14 protein-coding genes are annotated in these 16,908 nt (G+C 65.5%); 6 read left to right on the top strand and 8 right to left on the bottom strand.

The window, feature by feature from the left end:
- Positions 1–4: 4 nt before the first annotated feature.
- The 5 genes from R9B85_RS19115 to R9B85_RS19095 all read right to left on the bottom strand — a co-directional run bounded on the left by R9B85_RS19115 (position 5) and on the right by R9B85_RS19095 (position 4,459).
- Positions 5–1,837: an ABC transporter ATP-binding protein gene (locus R9B85_RS19115; RefSeq protein WP_133970654.1), complete on the bottom strand. Its 1,833-nt coding sequence runs from the start codon at positions 1,835–1,837 to the stop codon at positions 5–7.
- On the bottom strand, positions 1,830–2,462 hold the full coding sequence (locus R9B85_RS19110; protein WP_112249319.1) for a DsbA family protein: 633 nt from the start codon (positions 2,460–2,462) through the stop codon (positions 1,830–1,832). Before R9B85_RS19110 ends, R9B85_RS19115 begins: the two co-directional genes overlap by 8 nt.
- A gap of 3 nt (positions 2,463–2,465) precedes the next feature.
- Positions 2,466–3,398 carry a rhodanese-related sulfurtransferase gene (locus R9B85_RS19105; RefSeq protein ID WP_112249320.1) on the bottom strand — a complete coding sequence of 311 codons (933 nt, stop codon included), beginning with the start codon at positions 3,396–3,398 and terminating at the stop codon, positions 2,466–2,468.
- Positions 3,399–3,627: 229 nt separating this feature from the next.
- On the bottom strand, positions 3,628–3,924 hold the full coding sequence (locus R9B85_RS19100) for a BolA family protein (protein ID WP_003252644.1): 297 nt from the start codon (positions 3,922–3,924) through the stop codon (positions 3,628–3,630).
- A 10-nt stretch (positions 3,925–3,934) separates the two neighbouring features.
- On the bottom strand, positions 3,935–4,459 hold the full coding sequence (locus R9B85_RS19095; RefSeq protein ID WP_087501528.1) for a DUF2059 domain-containing protein: 525 nt from the start codon (positions 4,457–4,459) through the stop codon (positions 3,935–3,937).
- A 155-nt stretch (positions 4,460–4,614) separates the two neighbouring features.
- On the opposite strand from R9B85_RS19095, the gene R9B85_RS19090 reads away from it, so the two are divergent.
- The gene (locus tag R9B85_RS19090) at positions 4,615–6,009 is read left to right on the top strand and encodes a class II fumarate hydratase (protein ID WP_112249321.1); all 1,395 of its coding nucleotides are present in this window, start codon (positions 4,615–4,617) and stop codon (positions 6,007–6,009) included.
- Positions 6,010–6,132: 123 nt separating this feature from the next.
- Here the strand turns inward: R9B85_RS19090 and R9B85_RS19085 are convergent, their stop codons facing one another.
- Together R9B85_RS19085 and pap are read right to left on the bottom strand one after the other, a co-directional pair.
- Complete coding sequence (locus R9B85_RS19085) at positions 6,133–7,095, bottom strand: DMT family transporter (RefSeq protein ID WP_112249322.1); 963 nt, start codon at positions 7,093–7,095, stop codon at positions 6,133–6,135.
- Between the two features lie 255 nt (positions 7,096–7,350).
- Positions 7,351–8,844, bottom strand: coding sequence for a polyphosphate:AMP phosphotransferase (gene pap / locus R9B85_RS19080; protein WP_207877073.1), 1,494 nt, complete (start codon positions 8,842–8,844; stop codon positions 7,351–7,353).
- Between the two features lie 153 nt (positions 8,845–8,997).
- Between pap and mnmC the strand changes: the two genes are divergently transcribed.
- From mnmC to R9B85_RS19055, 5 genes are all read left to right on the top strand, one after another.
- Positions 8,998–10,962 (top strand): bifunctional tRNA (5-methylaminomethyl-2-thiouridine)(34)-methyltransferase MnmD/FAD-dependent 5-carboxymethylaminomethyl-2-thiouridine(34) oxidoreductase MnmC, encoded by a 1,965-nt coding sequence (gene mnmC, locus R9B85_RS19075; RefSeq protein ID WP_423770446.1) that lies wholly within the window; start codon positions 8,998–9,000, stop codon positions 10,960–10,962.
- Positions 10,963–11,404: 442 nt separating this feature from the next.
- Positions 11,405–13,192 carry an N-acetylglutaminylglutamine amidotransferase gene (locus tag R9B85_RS19070; protein WP_423770445.1) on the top strand — a complete coding sequence of 596 codons (1,788 nt, stop codon included), beginning with the start codon at positions 11,405–11,407 and terminating at the stop codon, positions 13,190–13,192.
- 3 nt (positions 13,193–13,195) lie between these two features.
- Positions 13,196–14,941: an N-acetylglutaminylglutamine synthetase gene (ngg, locus tag R9B85_RS19065; protein ID WP_207877078.1), complete on the top strand. Its 1,746-nt coding sequence runs from the start codon at positions 13,196–13,198 to the stop codon at positions 14,939–14,941.
- Positions 14,942–15,071: 130 nt separating this feature from the next.
- Positions 15,072–16,256: an osmoprotectant NAGGN system M42 family peptidase gene (locus R9B85_RS19060; protein ID WP_025338084.1), complete on the top strand. Its 1,185-nt coding sequence runs from the start codon at positions 15,072–15,074 to the stop codon at positions 16,254–16,256.
- Positions 16,257–16,339: 83 nt separating this feature from the next.
- Entirely contained in the window at positions 16,340–16,567 is a 228-nt protein-coding gene (locus R9B85_RS19055) for a YheU family protein (RefSeq protein ID WP_004575803.1), read from the top strand.
- Between the two features lie 114 nt (positions 16,568–16,681).
- Here the strand turns inward: R9B85_RS19055 and csrA are convergent, their stop codons facing one another.
- A complete protein-coding gene (csrA, locus tag R9B85_RS19050) occupies positions 16,682–16,870 on the bottom strand; it encodes a carbon storage regulator CsrA (RefSeq protein ID WP_085589970.1) in 189 nt (62 codons plus the stop codon).
- Positions 16,871–16,908: the final 38 nt, after the last annotated feature.

Here is a 16,908-nt window from a genome sequence, read left to right as displayed (position 1 = left end):
AAATTCAGCTCTGCTGCAGGTGCCCGTAAAGCTTGGCATACAACCCACCCTCGGCAATCAGCTGCTGATGGTCGCCATCCTCGGCCACGTGCCCGCCGTCGAACACCAGCACCCGGTCGGCCTGCTTCACCGCCGACAGGCGGTGGGCGATGATCAGTGTGGTGCGGCCACTGAGGAAGCGCGCCAGGGCCTGGTGCAGGTTGTATTCGGTGGCAGCATCCAGCGCCGAGGTGGCTTCGTCGAGGATCACCACCTTGGGTTCGGCCAGCACCATGCGGGCAATGGCCAGGCGCTGGCGCTGGCCACCGGACAAGCGCACGCCGGAGCGTCCCACCACACTATCCAGGCCCTGCGGCAAGGCGGCGATGGTGGCATCCAGCTGGGCGATACGCAGCGCCTGCCAGCAGGCCTCGTCGCTGCAGTCACGGCCCATGGTCAGGTTGGCGCGCACGGTGTCGTTGAACAACGAGGGGTGCTGCAACACAACCGCAACGTTTTCGCGCAGGGTCTCCAGGCCGATTTCCTGCAGGCTGGCACCGCCAAAGCGAATGGTGCCGGCCTGGGCGCTATAGAGGCCCAGCAACAGTTGCACCAGCGTGCTCTTGCCACCACCGCTGGCGCCGACGATCGCCACTTTCTCGCCCGGGGCGATGGACAGGTCGAGGTGTTCGAGCACCGGCTCGTCGGCATAGGCAAAGCGCAGGTCGCGCACTTCGATGCCCACCGTATCGCGGCCGGCGAACGGGTCGCTGGCAGCCGGGTACTGCGGCTCGTCGGCGCGTGCCAGCAGCTCGTTCAGGCGGCTCAGCGCACCACCGGCGGCGTAGTAGGCATATTGCAGGTTGAGCAGTTGCTCCACCGGGCCGATCATGAACCACAGGTAGCTGAACACCGCCAGCATCTGCCCGATCGAAAGGTCGGAGAACAGCACGGTGAGCATGGCCGCGGCGCGGAAGATATCGATGCCGAACTGGAACAACAGGCCACTGGCGCGGCCGCTGGCATCGCTTTTCCACTGCGAGTCCACGGCGTAGTCGCGCACTTCGCGGGCGCGCAGGCCAAGGCGGCCGAGGAAGTAGCCCTGGCGGTTGCTGGCGCGGATTTCCTGAATGGCATCGAGGGTTTCCGCCAGCGCTTGGGTAAACCGCGCGGTGCTGTCGTTCTCGAGCTTTTTCAGGTGCTTGACGCGCTTGCCCAACTGCACGGTGAAGTAAATCACCAGCGGGTTGAACAGCAATATCAGCAAGGCCAGCTGCCAGTGCATCCAGACCAGGATGGCCGCCGTGCCGGTCAGGGTCAGCATGGCCACCAGGAAGCGGCTCAGGGTTTCGCCGACGAACTTGTCGAGGGTGTCCAGGTCGGTGACCAGATGGGTGGTCACCGTGCCGCTGCCCAGGCTTTCGTATTCCTTCAGCGAAATGCGCTTGAGCCGCTCGATCAGGCGAATGCGCAGGCGGTAGACGATGTCCTTGGCCAGGCCGGCGAACAGCTTGGCCTGGATCACGTTGAACGCCAGCGCGGCCAGGCGCAGGCACAGGGTCAGCAGCAACATCAGGCCGATATAGCCCGCCGCCACCTGCCAGCTGGACGGCAGCAGGTGGTTCATCCACTTCAACGCGGCATCGCCATGGCCCAGCAGTACTTCGTCCACCAGCAGCGGCAGCAGCAGCGGGATGGGCACGCTGCAGCAGGCCGCCAATACGGCGATCAGGTTGGCGGACCAGAGGTTTTTCTTGTGATGCAGGGCCAGGCGGCGGATTTCCGCCCAGCTCAGTCGATCGGCCGCAGTGTGAGGCTTGCCCGGCACCGGGTCGGGTGACCCAGGCACATCAAGCACAGGCGGCCTGCTGCAGCCAGCGGCCGAGCAAGGGTTGCAGGCGCTCCAGCGGCTGGTAGCCGTTGGTCAGCAGGGCCAGCTGGCCATTGCGTTCGGCCAGCAGGGTCGGGAAACCGGCGATGCCCAGGTCCTGGGCCCAGCTGAAATCGGCTGCAGTGGCAGCGCGGGTGTCGGCACGGGCGAAAGCCTCGGCGAACACGGCACGGTCGAAGCCTGCCTGTTCGGCCAGGTCGACCAGATGCGGCGCAACGGTCACGTCCACGCCCTGCTCGTAGAACGAACGCTGGATCAGCGCCAGCAGCGGCCAGACGCGCTCGGTGTCCAGTTCGCGGGCAGTGACCAGGGCACGGCAGGCCGGCTCGGTGTCGTAGACGAAGCCGTCGGGCATGGCCCCCTCGAAGCGGAACGGCTGGCCGGTGGCATCGGCCACTGCCTGCCAGTGTTCGAGAATGTACTTGCGGGTAGAGCTGTCCAGGGCGCTGCCGCCGGTACGCAGCCCGCCCGGCACCAGGTGGGTAGGCACGCCTGCATCACGCGCCTGGGCGATCAGGGCCGCGGCCACGGGTGCGAAACCCCAGCACCAGGAGCACATCGGGTCCATCACATAGATCAGGCGTGCAGACATGCATCAAGCCTCGGCTTTGTAGTTGTAACCGATCGGGTGCGGCAGGTTGCGGGCCTTGGCCAGCTCGATCTGCTTCTGCCGGTCGATGGCGCTGCGCCGGGTCTTCTCGCTCAGGCTGTCCCAGCAATGCGGGCAGCTGACCCCTGGCGAATAGTGCTCGGACGCGCGCTCCTCTGCATTGATCGGGTGGCGGCAGGCGTGGCACTGGTCGTACTCGCCTTCGCTCAGGTCATGGCGCACCGTGACGCGGTTGTCGAAGACGAAGCAGTCGCCGTCCCACAGGCTTTCTTCCTGAGGCACTTCCTCGAAGTACTTCAGGATGCCGCCCTTAAGATGATAGACCGCCTCGAAGCCTTCACCGAGCATGTAGCTGGAGGCTTTTTCGCAACGAATGCCGCCGGTGCAGAACATGGCAACCTTCTTGTGCTTGCTCGGGTCGAAGTTGGCCTTGATGTAGTCGGGGAACTCGCGGAAGGTTTCGGTCTTCGGGTCGATGGCGCCCTTGAAGGTGCCGATGGCCACTTCGTAGTCGTTGCGGGTGTCGATCAGCAGCACTTCCGGGTCGCTGATCAGCGCGTTCCAGTCCTTGGGCTCGACGTAGGTACCGACCGCCTGGTTCGGGTCCACGCCCGGCACGCCGAGGGTGACGATCTCTTTCTTGAGCTTGACCTTGGTGCGGTAGAACGGCTGTTCGTCGCAGTACGATTCCTTGTGGTCGACATCGGCCAGGCGCGGGTCGTTGCGCAGCCAGGCCAGCAGGCCGTCGATGCCTTCGCGGGTGGCCGACACGGTGCCGTTGATGCCCTCGTGGGCCAGCAGCAGGGTGCCTTTGACGTTGTTGTCGAGCATGGCCTTGAGCAGCGGTTCGCGCAGCTCGACGTAGTCTTCCAGGGTGACGAACTTGTACAGCGCCGCGACGACGATGGGTTGGGACATGAAGCAGGTTCTCCAGGTGGTTGCCCTCGTAAGGGGCGGACCGGGTTTGACAGGTGTAGAAAAAGCTTGGGGGCGCTTTGCGCCCCTTTCGCGACACAAGGCCGCTCCTACAAGGGAATGCACAACCCGATGGCTGTTGCGGTCCCCTGTAGGAGCGGCCTTGTGTCGCGAAAGGGCCGCAAAGCGGCCCCCGGATCTTGCAGGATTCTACCAGAACAACAGCAAGGTTTCAGTGCCCGCCGCCCGCGCACACAGGCGAGGCCGGTGCAACGCCGACCTTGGCCCACTCTTCGGCGGTGTAGGTGTGGATGGCCAGGGCATGGATCTCGCCCATCAGCTCACCCATGGTGGCGTACACCTTCTGGTGGCGCTTGACGCTGTTCAACCCGGCAAACTGCTCGCTGACGATCACTGCCTTGTAGTGGGTCTCCTGACCACGACTGTGCATGTGGCTTTCGTTGAGCACTTGCAGGTGTTGCGGCGCCAGGGCAGCCAGCTGCTGTTCGATACGCTGTTGCATGGTCATCGCGGCGTACTCACTTCTTTGCCGGGGCAGCGGCCTTGCCAGCGTTCGGGTCCAGTTCCTTGGTCATGTCGTCCAGCAGCTTGTTCACCACCGGTACCGCTGGCTCCAGGCTCTGCTGGGTCAGCTGGGCCGACTGCTGGGTGACCTTGGGCATTTCGCGCAGCACTTTCTTGCCCAGCGGCGATTCGTAGAACTTGACCAGGTCCTTGAGCTCCTGCTCGGTGAAGGTCTGGGTGTACAGGTCGACCATCTTCGGCTTCAGCTTGTTCCAACCGATGGCGTTGTCCAGCGCGGCGTTGGCCTTGGCCTGGTAGCTTTCCAGCACCGGCTGCTTGGCGGCCGGGGCCTTGGTCTGGGCGAAACGCTGGGCGAACATCTGCTGGACCTGCATGTACACCGGGGTGCCCAGCTTGTCGGCGTTGGCCAGGGTCAGGAATTTCTCGGCAGCAGCGTTGTGGCTGGCGGTGGCAGCGAGTACCTGGCCGCTGGCGCAAGCCAGGGCAACGGCGGCACAAAGGACACGGAGACGGGTCATTGCATTTCCTTCGGAAGAGAGGGAGGCGGGTACCTCAGAGTAGAGCATTCTGCGCCGTGGTGGCGATGTGCTCAAGTGGCACGACGAGCGATGGAACCGCTCGGTCGAATCAGGGCCTAAACTGCGATTTCGAACTACACAGGAGTGAGTACAGAATGAGCCGTATCGAGACAGACAGCCTGGGCCCGGTCGAAGTTCCTGAGGACGCCTACTGGGGTGCGCAGACCCAGCGTTCGCTGATCAACTTCGCCATTGGCAAGGAACGCATGCCCATCGCGGTGCTGCACGCCCTGGCGCTGATCAAGAAGGCCGCGGCACGCGTCAACGACCGTAACGGTGACTTGCCAGCCGACATCGCCCGGCTGATCGAACAGGCCGCCGACGAAGTGCTGGACGGCCAGCATGACGACCAGTTCCCGCTGGTGGTCTGGCAGACCGGCAGCGGCACCCAGAGCAACATGAACGTCAACGAAGTGATCGCCGGCCGGGCCAACGAATTGGCCGGCAAGGGCCGTGGCGGCAAGGCGCCAGTGCACCCCAACGACCACGTCAACCGCTCGCAGAGTTCCAACGACTGCTTCCCTACCGCCATGCACATCGCTGCGGCGCATGCGGTGCACGACAAGTTGCTGCCGGCCATCGCAGAGCTTTCCTCGGGGCTGGCCGAGCTGTCGGCACGCCACCACACGCTGGTGAAGACCGGCCGCACGCACATGATGGACGCCACGCCGATCACCTTCGGCCAGGAAGTGTCGGCCTTCGTCGCCCAGCTCGACTATGCCCAGCGCGCCATCCGCGCCACCCTGCCGGCGGTATGCGAACTGGCCCAGGGCGGCACTGCCGTGGGTACCGGGCTCAACGCCCCGCATGGTTTTGCCGAAGCCATCGCCGCCGAACTGGCGGCGCTGTCCGGCCTGCCATTCGTCACTGCGCCGAACAAGTTCGCTGCCCTTGCCGGCCACGAGCCCCTGACCAGCCTGGCCGGCGCGCTGAAGACCCTGGCCGTGGCCCTGATGAAAATCGCCAACGACCTGCGCCTGCTGGGTTCCGGCCCGCGCGCCGGGCTGGCCGAGGTACGCCTGCCGGCCAACGAGCCGGGTAGCTCGATCATGCCCGGCAAGGTCAACCCGACCCAGTGCGAAGCGCTGTCGATGCTGGCCTGCCAGGTGCTGGGCAACGACGCGGCAATCGGCTTTGCCGCCAGCCAGGGGCATTTGCAGCTGAACGTGTTCAAGCCGGTGATCATCCACAACCTGCTGCAGTCGATCGAATTGCTGGCTGACGGCTGCCGCAACTTCCAGCAGCACTGCGTGGCGGGCATCGAGCCGGATGCCGAGCAGATGGCGGCGCACCTGGAGCGGGGGCTGATGCTGGTAACGGCGCTGAACCCGCATATTGGCTATGACAAGGCGGCGGAAATTGCCAAGAAGGCCTATGGCGAAGGCAAGACCTTGCGCGAGGCGGCACTGGAGTTGAAGTACCTGACCAATGAGCAGTTCGACCAGTGGGTGAGGCCGGAGAACATGCTGGCGCCGGGTGGCAAGAGCTGAGTCGTGCACTGCCTTTACCGGCCCTTTCGCGGGTGAACCCGCTCCCACAGGATTACCACCAGGCTGAATATTGTGGGATCCCTGTGGGAGCGGGTTCACCCGCGAAGAGGCCGGTACAGGCGATCAATGAACCTGGGCCAGCCGCGCCCTGCGCGCCCGCCACCCGGCCACCAGCGAAGGCCCCAGCGCCACCACCGCCGAGCCCAGCACCACGGTTACCGCCCCCACATAGCCCAGCGCATTGATGTCTTCGGCCTGCACATACTCAGGCCACACCAATGCCGCCAGCGCCACCGCGACAAAGGTCACCAGCGGGGTCAGCGCCAGCGTGGCACTCACCCGCGATGCTTCCCAGTGCGCCAGCGCCTCGGCGAACGCGCCGTAGGCCACCAGGGTATTCAGGCAACAGGCCAGCAACAGCCAACCTTGCACCGGGCTCAGCTGCAACGCCTCCAACGGGTGCACCCAGGGCGTCAGCAGCGCGGCGCAGCTGAGGTAGATCACCATCATTACCTGCTGCGAATTCCACACGGTCAGCAGCTGCTTCTGGCTGAGCGCATAAAACACCCAGATGCTGGTGGCCAGCAGAATGGTCAGCACGCCGGTGGTATAGGTGCCGAGCGAGGTCAGCAGCTCTTCCAGACGCTGGTTGAAAAACAGCCCGAACCCCGCCAGCAGGATCAGCAGGCCCACGCCCTGCCCCAGGCTGAAACGCTCGCGGAACACGAACACGCTGGCCACCAGCAACAGCACCGGGCCGATCTGCACGACCAGTTGCGCGGTGCCCGGGCTAAGCAGGTTCAGACCGATCAGGTACAGCACGTAGTTGCCCATCAGGCCGAGCACGGCCACAGCCACCAGGCCCTTGCCCCTGGGCGCCAGTTTGCCGAAGGAAGGCAACCTGCGCTTGGCGGCCAGCCAGGCAAACAGCAGGCCGCCGGAGACCAGCAGGCGGTACCAGGTGACGGTGACCGGGTCGACCACTTGCAGCACCTGCTTGAGCTTGATCGGCAGGATGCCCCAGAGCAGCGCAGTCAGAAGTGCCAGGAACAGGCCATAGCCCCAGCGGCCGGTAATGGTGTGCATAAAATCCTCGATCAAGCCCGTGGTGGGGGTGGTTGAATTCTACGGGCTTGGAGGGCGGGGACGGTGGAGAGTGCCGAGAAAAGAATTCATCAGGTCATTCTTCTGGGGCATGGCTTGGTGGGTGGGTTGGCTGTTCTGGCCTCTTCGCGGGTAAACCCGCTCCCACAGGATTCACACAACCGTTGAATCTTGTGGGGTCCCTGTGGGAGCGGGTTTACCCGCGAAGAGGCCGGCACAGGCAACCAGGAACTTCGATTATTTCTTGTCCTTGGCAAACGCCGCCTCAAGCGCCTGGTTGATGGTGCGCAACACCTTCACCCGCGCCCAGCGCTTGTCGTTGGCCTCCACCAGCGTCCACGGCGCAATCTCGGTGCTGGTGCGGTCGACCATGTCACCCACCGCCTGGACATAGTCGTCCCACTTGTCGCGGTTGCGCCAGTCATCCTCGGTGATCTTGTAGCGCTTGAACGGAATCTGCTCGCGCTCTTCGAAACGCTCCAGCTGGGTCTGCTGGTCGATCGCCAGCCAGAACTTGACCACCACCGTGCCGGCGTTCACCAGCTGTTCCTCGAAATCGTTGATCTCGCTGTAGGCGCGCATCCAGTCGGCCGGGCTGCAGAAACCTTCCACCCGCTCCACCAGCACCCGTCCATACCAGGAACGGTCGAAGATGGTGAACTTGCCACGCGCCGGAATGTGCCGCCAGAACCGCCACAGGTATGGCTGCGCGCGTTCTTCTTCCGTGGGTGCGGCAATCGGCACGATACGGTACTGGCGGGGGTCCAGCGCGGCGGCCACGCGGCGGATGGCACCGCCCTTGCCGGCAGCGTCATTGCCTTCGAACACCGCCACCAGGGCATGCCGACGCATGCGCTTGTCGCGCAGCAGGCCGGCCAGGCGGGCTTGCTCGGTGACCAGTTGCTCCTGGTAGTCGGACTTGTCCAGGCGCAAGGTCATGTCCAGCGCGCCAAGCAGGCTGAGCTGGTCGATGCTGCGGCCCAGCGGGGCGACGTTGCCCCGGTGTTTGCCCTTGGGGCTGTTATCCAGTGCTGCCAGCAGGCTTTCCAACAGGATGCGCCCTACCGCCAGGCTGCGGTAGTTCGGGTCGACGCCCTCGATGACATGCCACGGCGCGTAGTCGCGGCTGGTGCGGCGCAGCACTCGCTCACCAAAGCGCACGAAACGGTCGTAGGTTTCCGACTGCTGCCAGTCCAGCGGGCTGATCTTCCAACTGTGCAGCGGGTCGTCCTTGAGCGACTTCAGCCGCGCCTTCATCTGCTTCTTGGACAGGTGGAACCAGAACTTGATGATCAGCGCACCTTCATCGCACAGCATCTCCTCCAGCCGTTCGGCGCCGGTGATGGCCTGGTCGAGCACGGCATCCTTGAACACCCCATGCACCCGCCCCTGCAGCATCTGGCTGTACCAGTTGCCGAAGAACACGCCCATCCGCCCCTTCGGTGGCAGGGCCCGCCAGTAGCGCCACGCCGGCGGGCGGGCCAGCTCTTCGTCGGTCTGCTGGTCGAAGGTGAGCACATCGATCATGCGCGGGTCCATCCACTCGTTAAGCAGCTTGACCGTCTCGCCCTTGCCGGCGCCCTCGATGCCGTTGATCAGCACGATCACCGGGAAGCGCGCCTGCTGCTTGAGTTCGTACTGGGCTTCGAGCAGGGCCTCGCGCAAAGCGGGTACCTCGGCGTCGTAAGCCTCCTTGTCGATGCTGTGGCCGATTTCTGCGGATTCGAACATGCACTGGCTCCTTCAATGGATAAGCAAGACTAGCGGATTTGAAGGCTTGTGCAGTACCTGTGGGAGCGGGCGTGCCCGCGAAGCGGCCGGCACAGCCTGCGCAAACCTCCCGGATGGCATAAAATCCGCCCATCCGCTGCAACCGAGCCAACCATGTCCACCCTCCTCCAGCACGCCCAGATCGACTGGGACGACCAGGGCCGCCCCCATTCGCGGCAATACGACGACGTCTATTTCGCGGTCAACGAAGGCATCGAAGAAACCAAGCACGTGTTTCTTGGGCAAACCCGCCTGGCCGAGCGCCTTGCCAACCTCGCCCCGCACGCCTGCCTGGTGATCGGCGAAACCGGGTTCGGCACCGGCATGAACTTCTACTGCGCCTGGCAACTGTTCGAGCAACACGCCCACGCCGAGGCCCGCCTGCACTTCGTCAGCGTCGAAAAGTACCCCCTCGGTCGCGACGACATGGCCCGCGCCATGCGCCTGTGGCCGGAACTGGCGGCCTACAGCCAGCCCCTGCTGGAGCAGTACGTGGCAGTGCACCCGGGCTTCCAGCAGTTCACCTTCGACAACGGCAGGGTCACCCTCACCCTGCTGATAGGCGACGCACTGGAACAGTTGCCGCAACTCGATGCGCAGATCGACGTGTGGTTCCTCGACGGCTTCGCCCCGGCCAAGAACCCCGACATGTGGACCCCGGAGCTGTTCGCGCAGCTTGCACGGCTGTCACACCCGGGCACGGTGCTAGGCACCTTCACCACCACCGGCTGGGTACGCCGCAGCCTGGTCGACGCCGGCTTCGCCATGAAGAAGGTGCCGGGCATCGGCAAGAAATGGGAAGTGATGAGCGGCGCCTACGTCGGCCCTGTGCCCAGCCCCGGCGCGCCATGGTACGCCCGCCCTGCTGCCGCAGCGGGGCCGCGTGAAGCACTGATGATTGGCGCCGGGCTCGCCGGCAGCACAACCGCCGCCAGCCTGGCCCGGCGTGGCTGGCAGGTTACCGTGCTGGAACGTCACCACACCCCGGCTCAGGAAGCTTCGGGTAACCCGCAAGGGGTGCTGTACCTGAAGCTGTCTGCCCACGGCACGGCGCTGTCGCAGATGATCCTGGCCGGTTTCGGCTACACCCGGCGCCAGCTGCAGCGCCTGCAACGTGGCCGCGACTGGGATGCCTGCGGCGTGCTGCAACTGGCCTTCGACAGCAAGGAAGCCGAACGCCAGGGCAAACTGGCTGGCGCCTTCGAACCCGGTCTTCTGCACTCGCTGGAACGTGCTGAGGCCGAAGCCATCGCCGGGGTGGCCTTGCCGGCTGGTGGGCTGTTCTATCCCGAAGGTGGCTGGGTACACCCACCAGCGCTGTGCCAGCAGCAGTTGCAGCACCCGGGTATCAACCTGCTGACGCACCAGGAAGTGCTCGAGCTGCGCAAGGTAGACGGGCAGTGGCAAGCCTGGGCTGGCGAACAGCTGCTGGCCAGCGCGCGGGTGGTGGTGCTGGCCGGCGCCGCCGACGTACTGCGCTTCGAGCCATGCGCGCAGCTGCCGCTCAAGCGCATCCGCGGGCAGATCACCCGCCTGCCGGCCACCGCCAGCAGCCGCGCGCTGCGCACCGTGGTGTGTGCGGAAGGCTATGTGGCGCCGCCGCGTGGGGATGAACATACCTTGGGGGCGAGCTTCGACTTCCACGCCACAGACCTTGCGCCGACAGTGGCCGAGCACCAGGGCAACCTGGCATTGCTGGACGAGATTTCGCTCGACCTGGCCCGGCGCCTGGGCACCGCCGAGCTGGACCCTGGGCAATTGCAGGGGCGTGCGGCGTTCCGTTGCACCAGCCCGGACTACCTGCCGATCGTCGGGCCGATGGCGGATGCGCAGGCGTTCGCCCAGGCCTATGCAGTGCTGGGCCGGGATGCGCGGCAGGTGCCGGATGTGGCCTGCCCCTGGCTGGATGGGTTGTATGTGAACAGTGGGCATGGCTCGCGCGGGTTGATCACCGCGCCATTGAGTGGCGAGCTGGTGGCGGCGTGGGTGTGCGGGGAGCCGCTGCCGGTGCCACGGGCGGTGGCGGAGGCCTGTCATCCGAACCGGTTTGCCTTGCGCAGGTTGATTCGAGGCAAGTGATCGGGCCGGGGGCATGGCGTTGGATTTGTTGTGGCTTGAGACCGAGCGCCGCCCGCGCGGCGCTTCGCGGGACAAGCCCGCTCCCACATTTGTTGCAACGTGGCCATGCCTGTGAGAGAGGCGTTGCCCGCTTTGGTGGAGAGTTTGAGACTGGCAAGGCGGCGGTAGCGCCAGCCGGGAAATCGCGTCAAGGCAACAAGACTGACAACCATGGCCTGACAGGTTCGGCACGTTGCAACAAATGTGGGAGCGGGCTTGTCCCGCGAAGCGCCGCGCGGGCGGCGCTCGATGTCCGCAACACCACAATACCCAAGACAGGCACCTGCCGGCCCCACCCCATATAACAGATCGGTCTAAAACTCTCGCAAAGCACATGGGTCAGTTCCTTAAGGTGCCCTAATCCGGGGCACCCCCTCCCCAACGGAAAAACCGGTAAGGACCTATGTGCGGATTAGCAGGAGAGTTGCGTTTCACCCCCATCGACCAAGCCCCTCGCCCAGCCGACCTGGCTGCGGTAGAGCGCATAACCCATCACCTGGCGCCCCGCGGCCCGGATGCCTGGGGCTTCCATAGCCAAGGCCCGATCGCCCTCGGCCACCGGCGCCTGAAGATCATGGACCTGTCCGACGGCTCTGCCCAGCCGATGGTCGACAACACCCTGGGCCTGTCGCTGGCTTTCAACGGCGCCATCTACAACTTCCCCGAACTACGCCAGGAGCTGCAAGCCCTGGGCTACAGCTTCTGGTCCGACGGCGACACCGAGGTGCTGCTCAAGGGCTACCACGCCTGGGGCGCGGCCTTGCTGCCCAAGCTCAATGGCATGTTCGCCCTGGCCATCTGGGAGCGCGACAACCAGCGCCTGTTCCTCGCCCGCGACCGCCTGGGCGTCAAACCCTTGTACCTGTCGCGCAACGGCGAGCGCCTGCGCTTCGCCTCGACCCTGCCAGCGCTGCTCAAGGGTGGTGACATCGACCCGATGCTCGACCCCGTGGCACTCAACCACTACCTGAATTTCCACGCCGTGGTGCCGGCACCACGCACCCTGCTGGCCAACGTGCAAAAGCTGGAACCCGGTACCTGGATGCGCATCGACCGCCATGGCGAAGTGGAACGCCAGACCTGGTGGCAGCTGCAATACGGCGCCAACCCCGACGAACGGGAACTGGACCTGGAAGGCTGGACCACCCGCGTGCTCGACGCCACCCGCGACGCCGTGGCCATTCGCCAACGGGCAGCGGTGGACGTGGGTGTGCTGCTGTCTGGCGGGGTCGATTCCAGCCTGCTGGTCGGCCTGCTGCGCGAAGTGGGTGTGGACGACCTGTCGACCTTCTCCATCGGCTTCGAGGATGCCGGCGGTGAACGCGGCGATGAGTTCCAGTACTCCGACCTGATCGCCAGGCACTACGGCACCCGTCACCACCAGCTGCGCATCGCCGAGCACGAGATCATCGAGCAGTTGCCAGCGGCCTTCCGCGCCATGAGCGAGCCGATGGTCAGCCACGATTGCATCGCCTTCTACCTGCTGTCGCGGGAAGTGGCCAAGCACTGCAAGGGCGTGCAAAGCGGCCAGGGCGCCGACGAGCTGTTCGCCGGCTACCACTGGTACCCGCAGGTAAACGGCGCCGAAGATGCCTTTGCCGCCTACCGCGATGCCTTCTTCGATCGCAGCCACGCCGAGTACCGCGACACCGTGCAGGCACCTTGGCTGCTGGAAAGCGACGCGGCCGGCGACTTCGTCCGTGAACATTTCGCCCGCCCCGGTGCCCCCGATGCGGTAGACAAAGCGCTGCGCCTGGACAGCACGGTAATGCTGGTCGACGACCCGGTCAAACGGGTCGACAACATGACCATGGCCTGGGGCCTGGAGGCGCGCACGCCATTCCTCGACTACCGGCTGGTGGAGCTGTCGGCGCGCATTCCGGCACGCTTCAAGCTGCCCGACGGCGGCAAGCAGGTGCTCAAGCAGGCGGCGCGGCGGGTGATCCCGCACGAGGTGATCGACCGCAAGAAGGGCTACTTCCCGGTGCCGGGCCTGAAGCACCTGGAAGGCGCCACCCTCGGCTGGGTACGTGAGCTGCTGACCGACCCCAGCCAGGACCGCGGGCTGTTCAACCCGGCCATGCTCGACCGCCTGCTGAGCAACCCGCACGGCCAGCTGACGCCGCTACGTGGTTCCAAGCTGTGGCAGCTGGCGGCACTGAACCTGTGGCTGAGCGAACAAGGAATCTGACGGATGAAAGCCCACGAAATCGCTTACGGTCAGCGCCTGCTGCGCGGCCAGGCGCCGTCCTACGAGCGCCTGCAGGCGCGCCTGGCCGGCGATGGCAGCCAGCCCCACGACCAGCCACGCGCCGTGCATTGCGGCTGGGGCCGGTTGCTGATCGGCCACACCTACCCCAACCCGGCCGACCTGGCCGCCGACCTGCTGGAAGAGCGCCCCGGCGAGCGCGATATCGCCCTGTACGTGGCCGCGCCGCAGCAGCTGCTGGCCCAGGCCCCGCAGCAACTGTTCCTCGACCCCTCCGACACCCTGCGCCTGTGGTTCACCGACTACCGCCCGGCGCAGCGGGTGTTCCGCGGCTTCCGCGTGCGCCGGGCGCAGAACCCGGGCGACTGGCAGGCAATCAACACCCTGTACCAGGCGCGCGGCATGCTGCCGGTCGACGCCGAGCTGCTCACGCCTCTGCACCTGGGCGGCCCGGTGTACTGGCTGGCCGAGGACGAAGACACCGGCGCGGTGATCGGCAGCGTCATGGGCCTGAACCACGCCAAGGCATTCGACGACCCCGAACACGGCAGCAGCCTGTGGTGCCTGGCGGTAGACCCGCAATGCACCCGTCCCGGCGTGGGTGAAGTGCTGGTGCGCCACCTGATCGAACACTTCATGAGCCGTGGCCTGGCCTACCTGGACCTGTCGGTGCTGCACGATAACCGCCAGGCCAAGCGCCTGTACCAGAAGCTGGGTTTTCGCAACCTGCCGACCTTCGCGGTCAAGCGCAAGAACGGCATCAACGAACAATTGTTCCTGGGGCCTGGGCCTCAAGCCGACCTCAACCCGTATGCACGCATCATCGTCGACGAAGCGCTGCGCCGAGGCATCGAGGTACAGGTGGACGATGCCGCCGGCGGCCTTTTCACCCTCAGCCTGGGCGGGCGCCGCATTCGCTGCCGTGAGTCGCTCAGCGACCTGACCAGCGCCGTGACCATGACCCTGTGCCAGGACAAGCGCCTGACCCAGCATGCCCTGCACAACGCCGGGCTGCTGGTGCCGGCGCAGCAACTGGCCGGCAATGCCGACGACAACCTGGCGTTTCTCGACGAGCATGGCGCGGTGGTGGTCAAGCCGGTCGATGGTGAGCAAGGCCAGGGCGTGGCGGTGAACCTCACCTGCATCGACGACATTACCCGCGCCGTGGCGCATGCCCGCCAGTTCGACAGCCGCGTGTTGCTGGAAAGCTTCCATGCCGGGCATGACCTGCGCATCGTGGTAATCGGCTACGAAGTGGTCGCGGCAGCCATTCGTCACCCGGCGCAGGTGCTGGGCGATGGCAAGCACAGTATCCGCCAGCTGATCGATGCCCAAAGCCGTCGTCGCCAGGCGGCAACCGGTGGCGAAAGCCGCATTCCGCTGGACGACGAAACCGAGCGCACCCTGCGCGCGGCGGGCTTTGGTTATGAGGATGTGTTGCCCGCCGGCCAGCGCCTGGCCGTGCGGCGCACCGCCAACCTGCATACCGGCGGCACTCTGGAGGACGTGACCGAGCGCCTGCACCCGGTGCTGGCCGACGCCGCCGTGCGCGCTGCACGGGCGCTGGAGATCCCGGTGGTGGGGCTGGACTTCATGGTGCGTGATGCCGGGCAACCGGAGTACGTGATCATCGAGGCCAACGAGCGTGCCGGGTTGGCCAACCATGAACCGCAGCCGACCGCCGAGCGTTTTATCGACCTGCTGTTTCCGCATAGCCGGCCTTTGGCATAACCGCTGCTGGCCTCTTCGCGGGTAAACCCGCTCCCACAGAGACCCCACAAGTATCGAGGGCTGTGGTGGACCTGTGGGAGCGGGTTTACCCGCGAAGAAGCCGGCATAGGAGTAAAGGAGTCCCCCAACCATGTCCGACCGACATCCCGAACCCGATCTCGACTACCTCAAGCGCGTACTGCTGGAGATGCTCGCCATCCCCAGCCCCACCGGTTTCACCGACACCATCGTGCGCTACGTGGCCGAACGCCTGGACGAGCTGGGCATTCCCTTCGAGCTGACCCGCCGCGGCACCATCCGCGCCACCCTCAAGGGCCGGCAGACCTCACCCGACCGCGCCGTGTCCGCCCACCTGGACACCATTGGCGCCAGCGTGCGCCAGTTGCAGGACAATGGCCGCCTGGCCCTGGCGCCGGTCGGTTGTTGGTCCAGCCGCTTCGCCGAAGGCAGCCGGGTAAGCGTGTTCACCGACACTGGCGTATACCGGGGTAGCGTGCTGCCGCTGATGGCCAGCGGGCATGCCTTCAACACCGCCATCGACCAGATGCCGATCAGCTGGGAGCACGTCGAGGTACGCCTGGACGCCTACTGCGCCACCCGCGCCGACTGCGAGGCGCTGGGTGTGAGCATTGGTGATTTCGTTGCCTTCGACCCGTTGCCCGAATTCACCGAAAGCGGCCACATCAGCGCCCGCCACCTGGACGACAAGGCAGGTGTGGCAGCGCTGCTGGCGGCGCTGAAAGCCGTGGTGGAAAGCGGCCGCCAACCGTTGATCGACTGCCACCCACTGTTCACCATCACCGAAGAGACCGGCTCGGGGGCGGCTGGTGCCTTGCCCTGGGATGTCAGCGAGTTCGTCGGCATCGACATTGCCCCGGTGGCGCCCGGGCAGGCTTCCAGCGAGCATGCTGTGAGCGTGGCCATGCAGGACTCGTCGGGGCCTTACGACTACCACCTGTCCCGGCACCTGCTGAAACTGGCCGGCGACCACGACCTGCCGGTGCGGCGCGATCTGTTCCGCTACTACTTCAGCGATGCCCATTCGGCAGTGACGGCGGGGCACGATATTCGTACCGCGCTGGTGGCCTTTGGTTGCGATGCCACCCATGGCTACGAGCGAACACACATCGACAGCCTGGCGGCATTAAGCCGGTTGTTGTCGGCATACCTGCTGAGCCCACCGGTGTTTGCCAGTGATTCGCAGCCGGCCAATGCGTCGTTGGAGCGCTTCAGCCACCAGCTGGAGCATGATGCGCAGATGGAGAGCGATACGCGGGTGCCGGCGGTGGATAGCCTGGTTGGCAACAAGGGCTGAGGCCCTGGGGGCCGCAACGCGGCCCCAAAATCCCGAATGTTTCGCGTAGCATGCCCCCACCGACACCCTAGGCAACGCCCACCATGCTGATCCCCTACGACCAACTGCAAGCCGAAACCCTGACCCGCCTGATCGAGGACTTCGTCACCCGCGACGGTACCGACAACGGCGACGACACCCCGCTGGAAACCCGTGTGCTGCGGGTGCGCCAGGCACTGGCCAAGGGCCAGGCGTTCATCCTGTTCGATCTCGAAAGCCAGCAGTGCCAGTTGCTGGCCAAGCATGACGTGCCCCGGGAGTTGCTCGAATAGCAGGTCTGGCCTCATCGCCGGCAAGCCGGGCTCCCACAGGAATACCGCAGGCCTGATCCTTGCGCGGCCCCTGTGGGAGCGGGCGAGCCCGCGAAGAGGCCGGCACAGGCAACATCAGATTCCACGGGCTTTATCTTTCTGCCCCTCCTTGATGCGCTTGTACACCTCGGCCCGATGCACCGGCACCTGCCGTGGTGCATCCACGCCAAAGCGCACCACCCCGTCCCGCGTCTCCACGACCATGATCCGAATGTCATCGCCAATCACGATGATCTCTCCTACTTCGCGCCCTATTACCAGCATGCTCCAATCCTCCAGCGTGAGGGAAAACCGGAGCCTGC

Source organism: Pseudomonas sp. NLJ1, assembly GCF_049486705.1.
In the GTDB taxonomy this organism is placed as follows: domain Bacteria; phylum Pseudomonadota; class Gammaproteobacteria; order Pseudomonadales; family Pseudomonadaceae; genus Aquipseudomonas; species Aquipseudomonas inefficax.
This window is presented reverse-complemented; position numbering and strand designations above follow the sequence as displayed.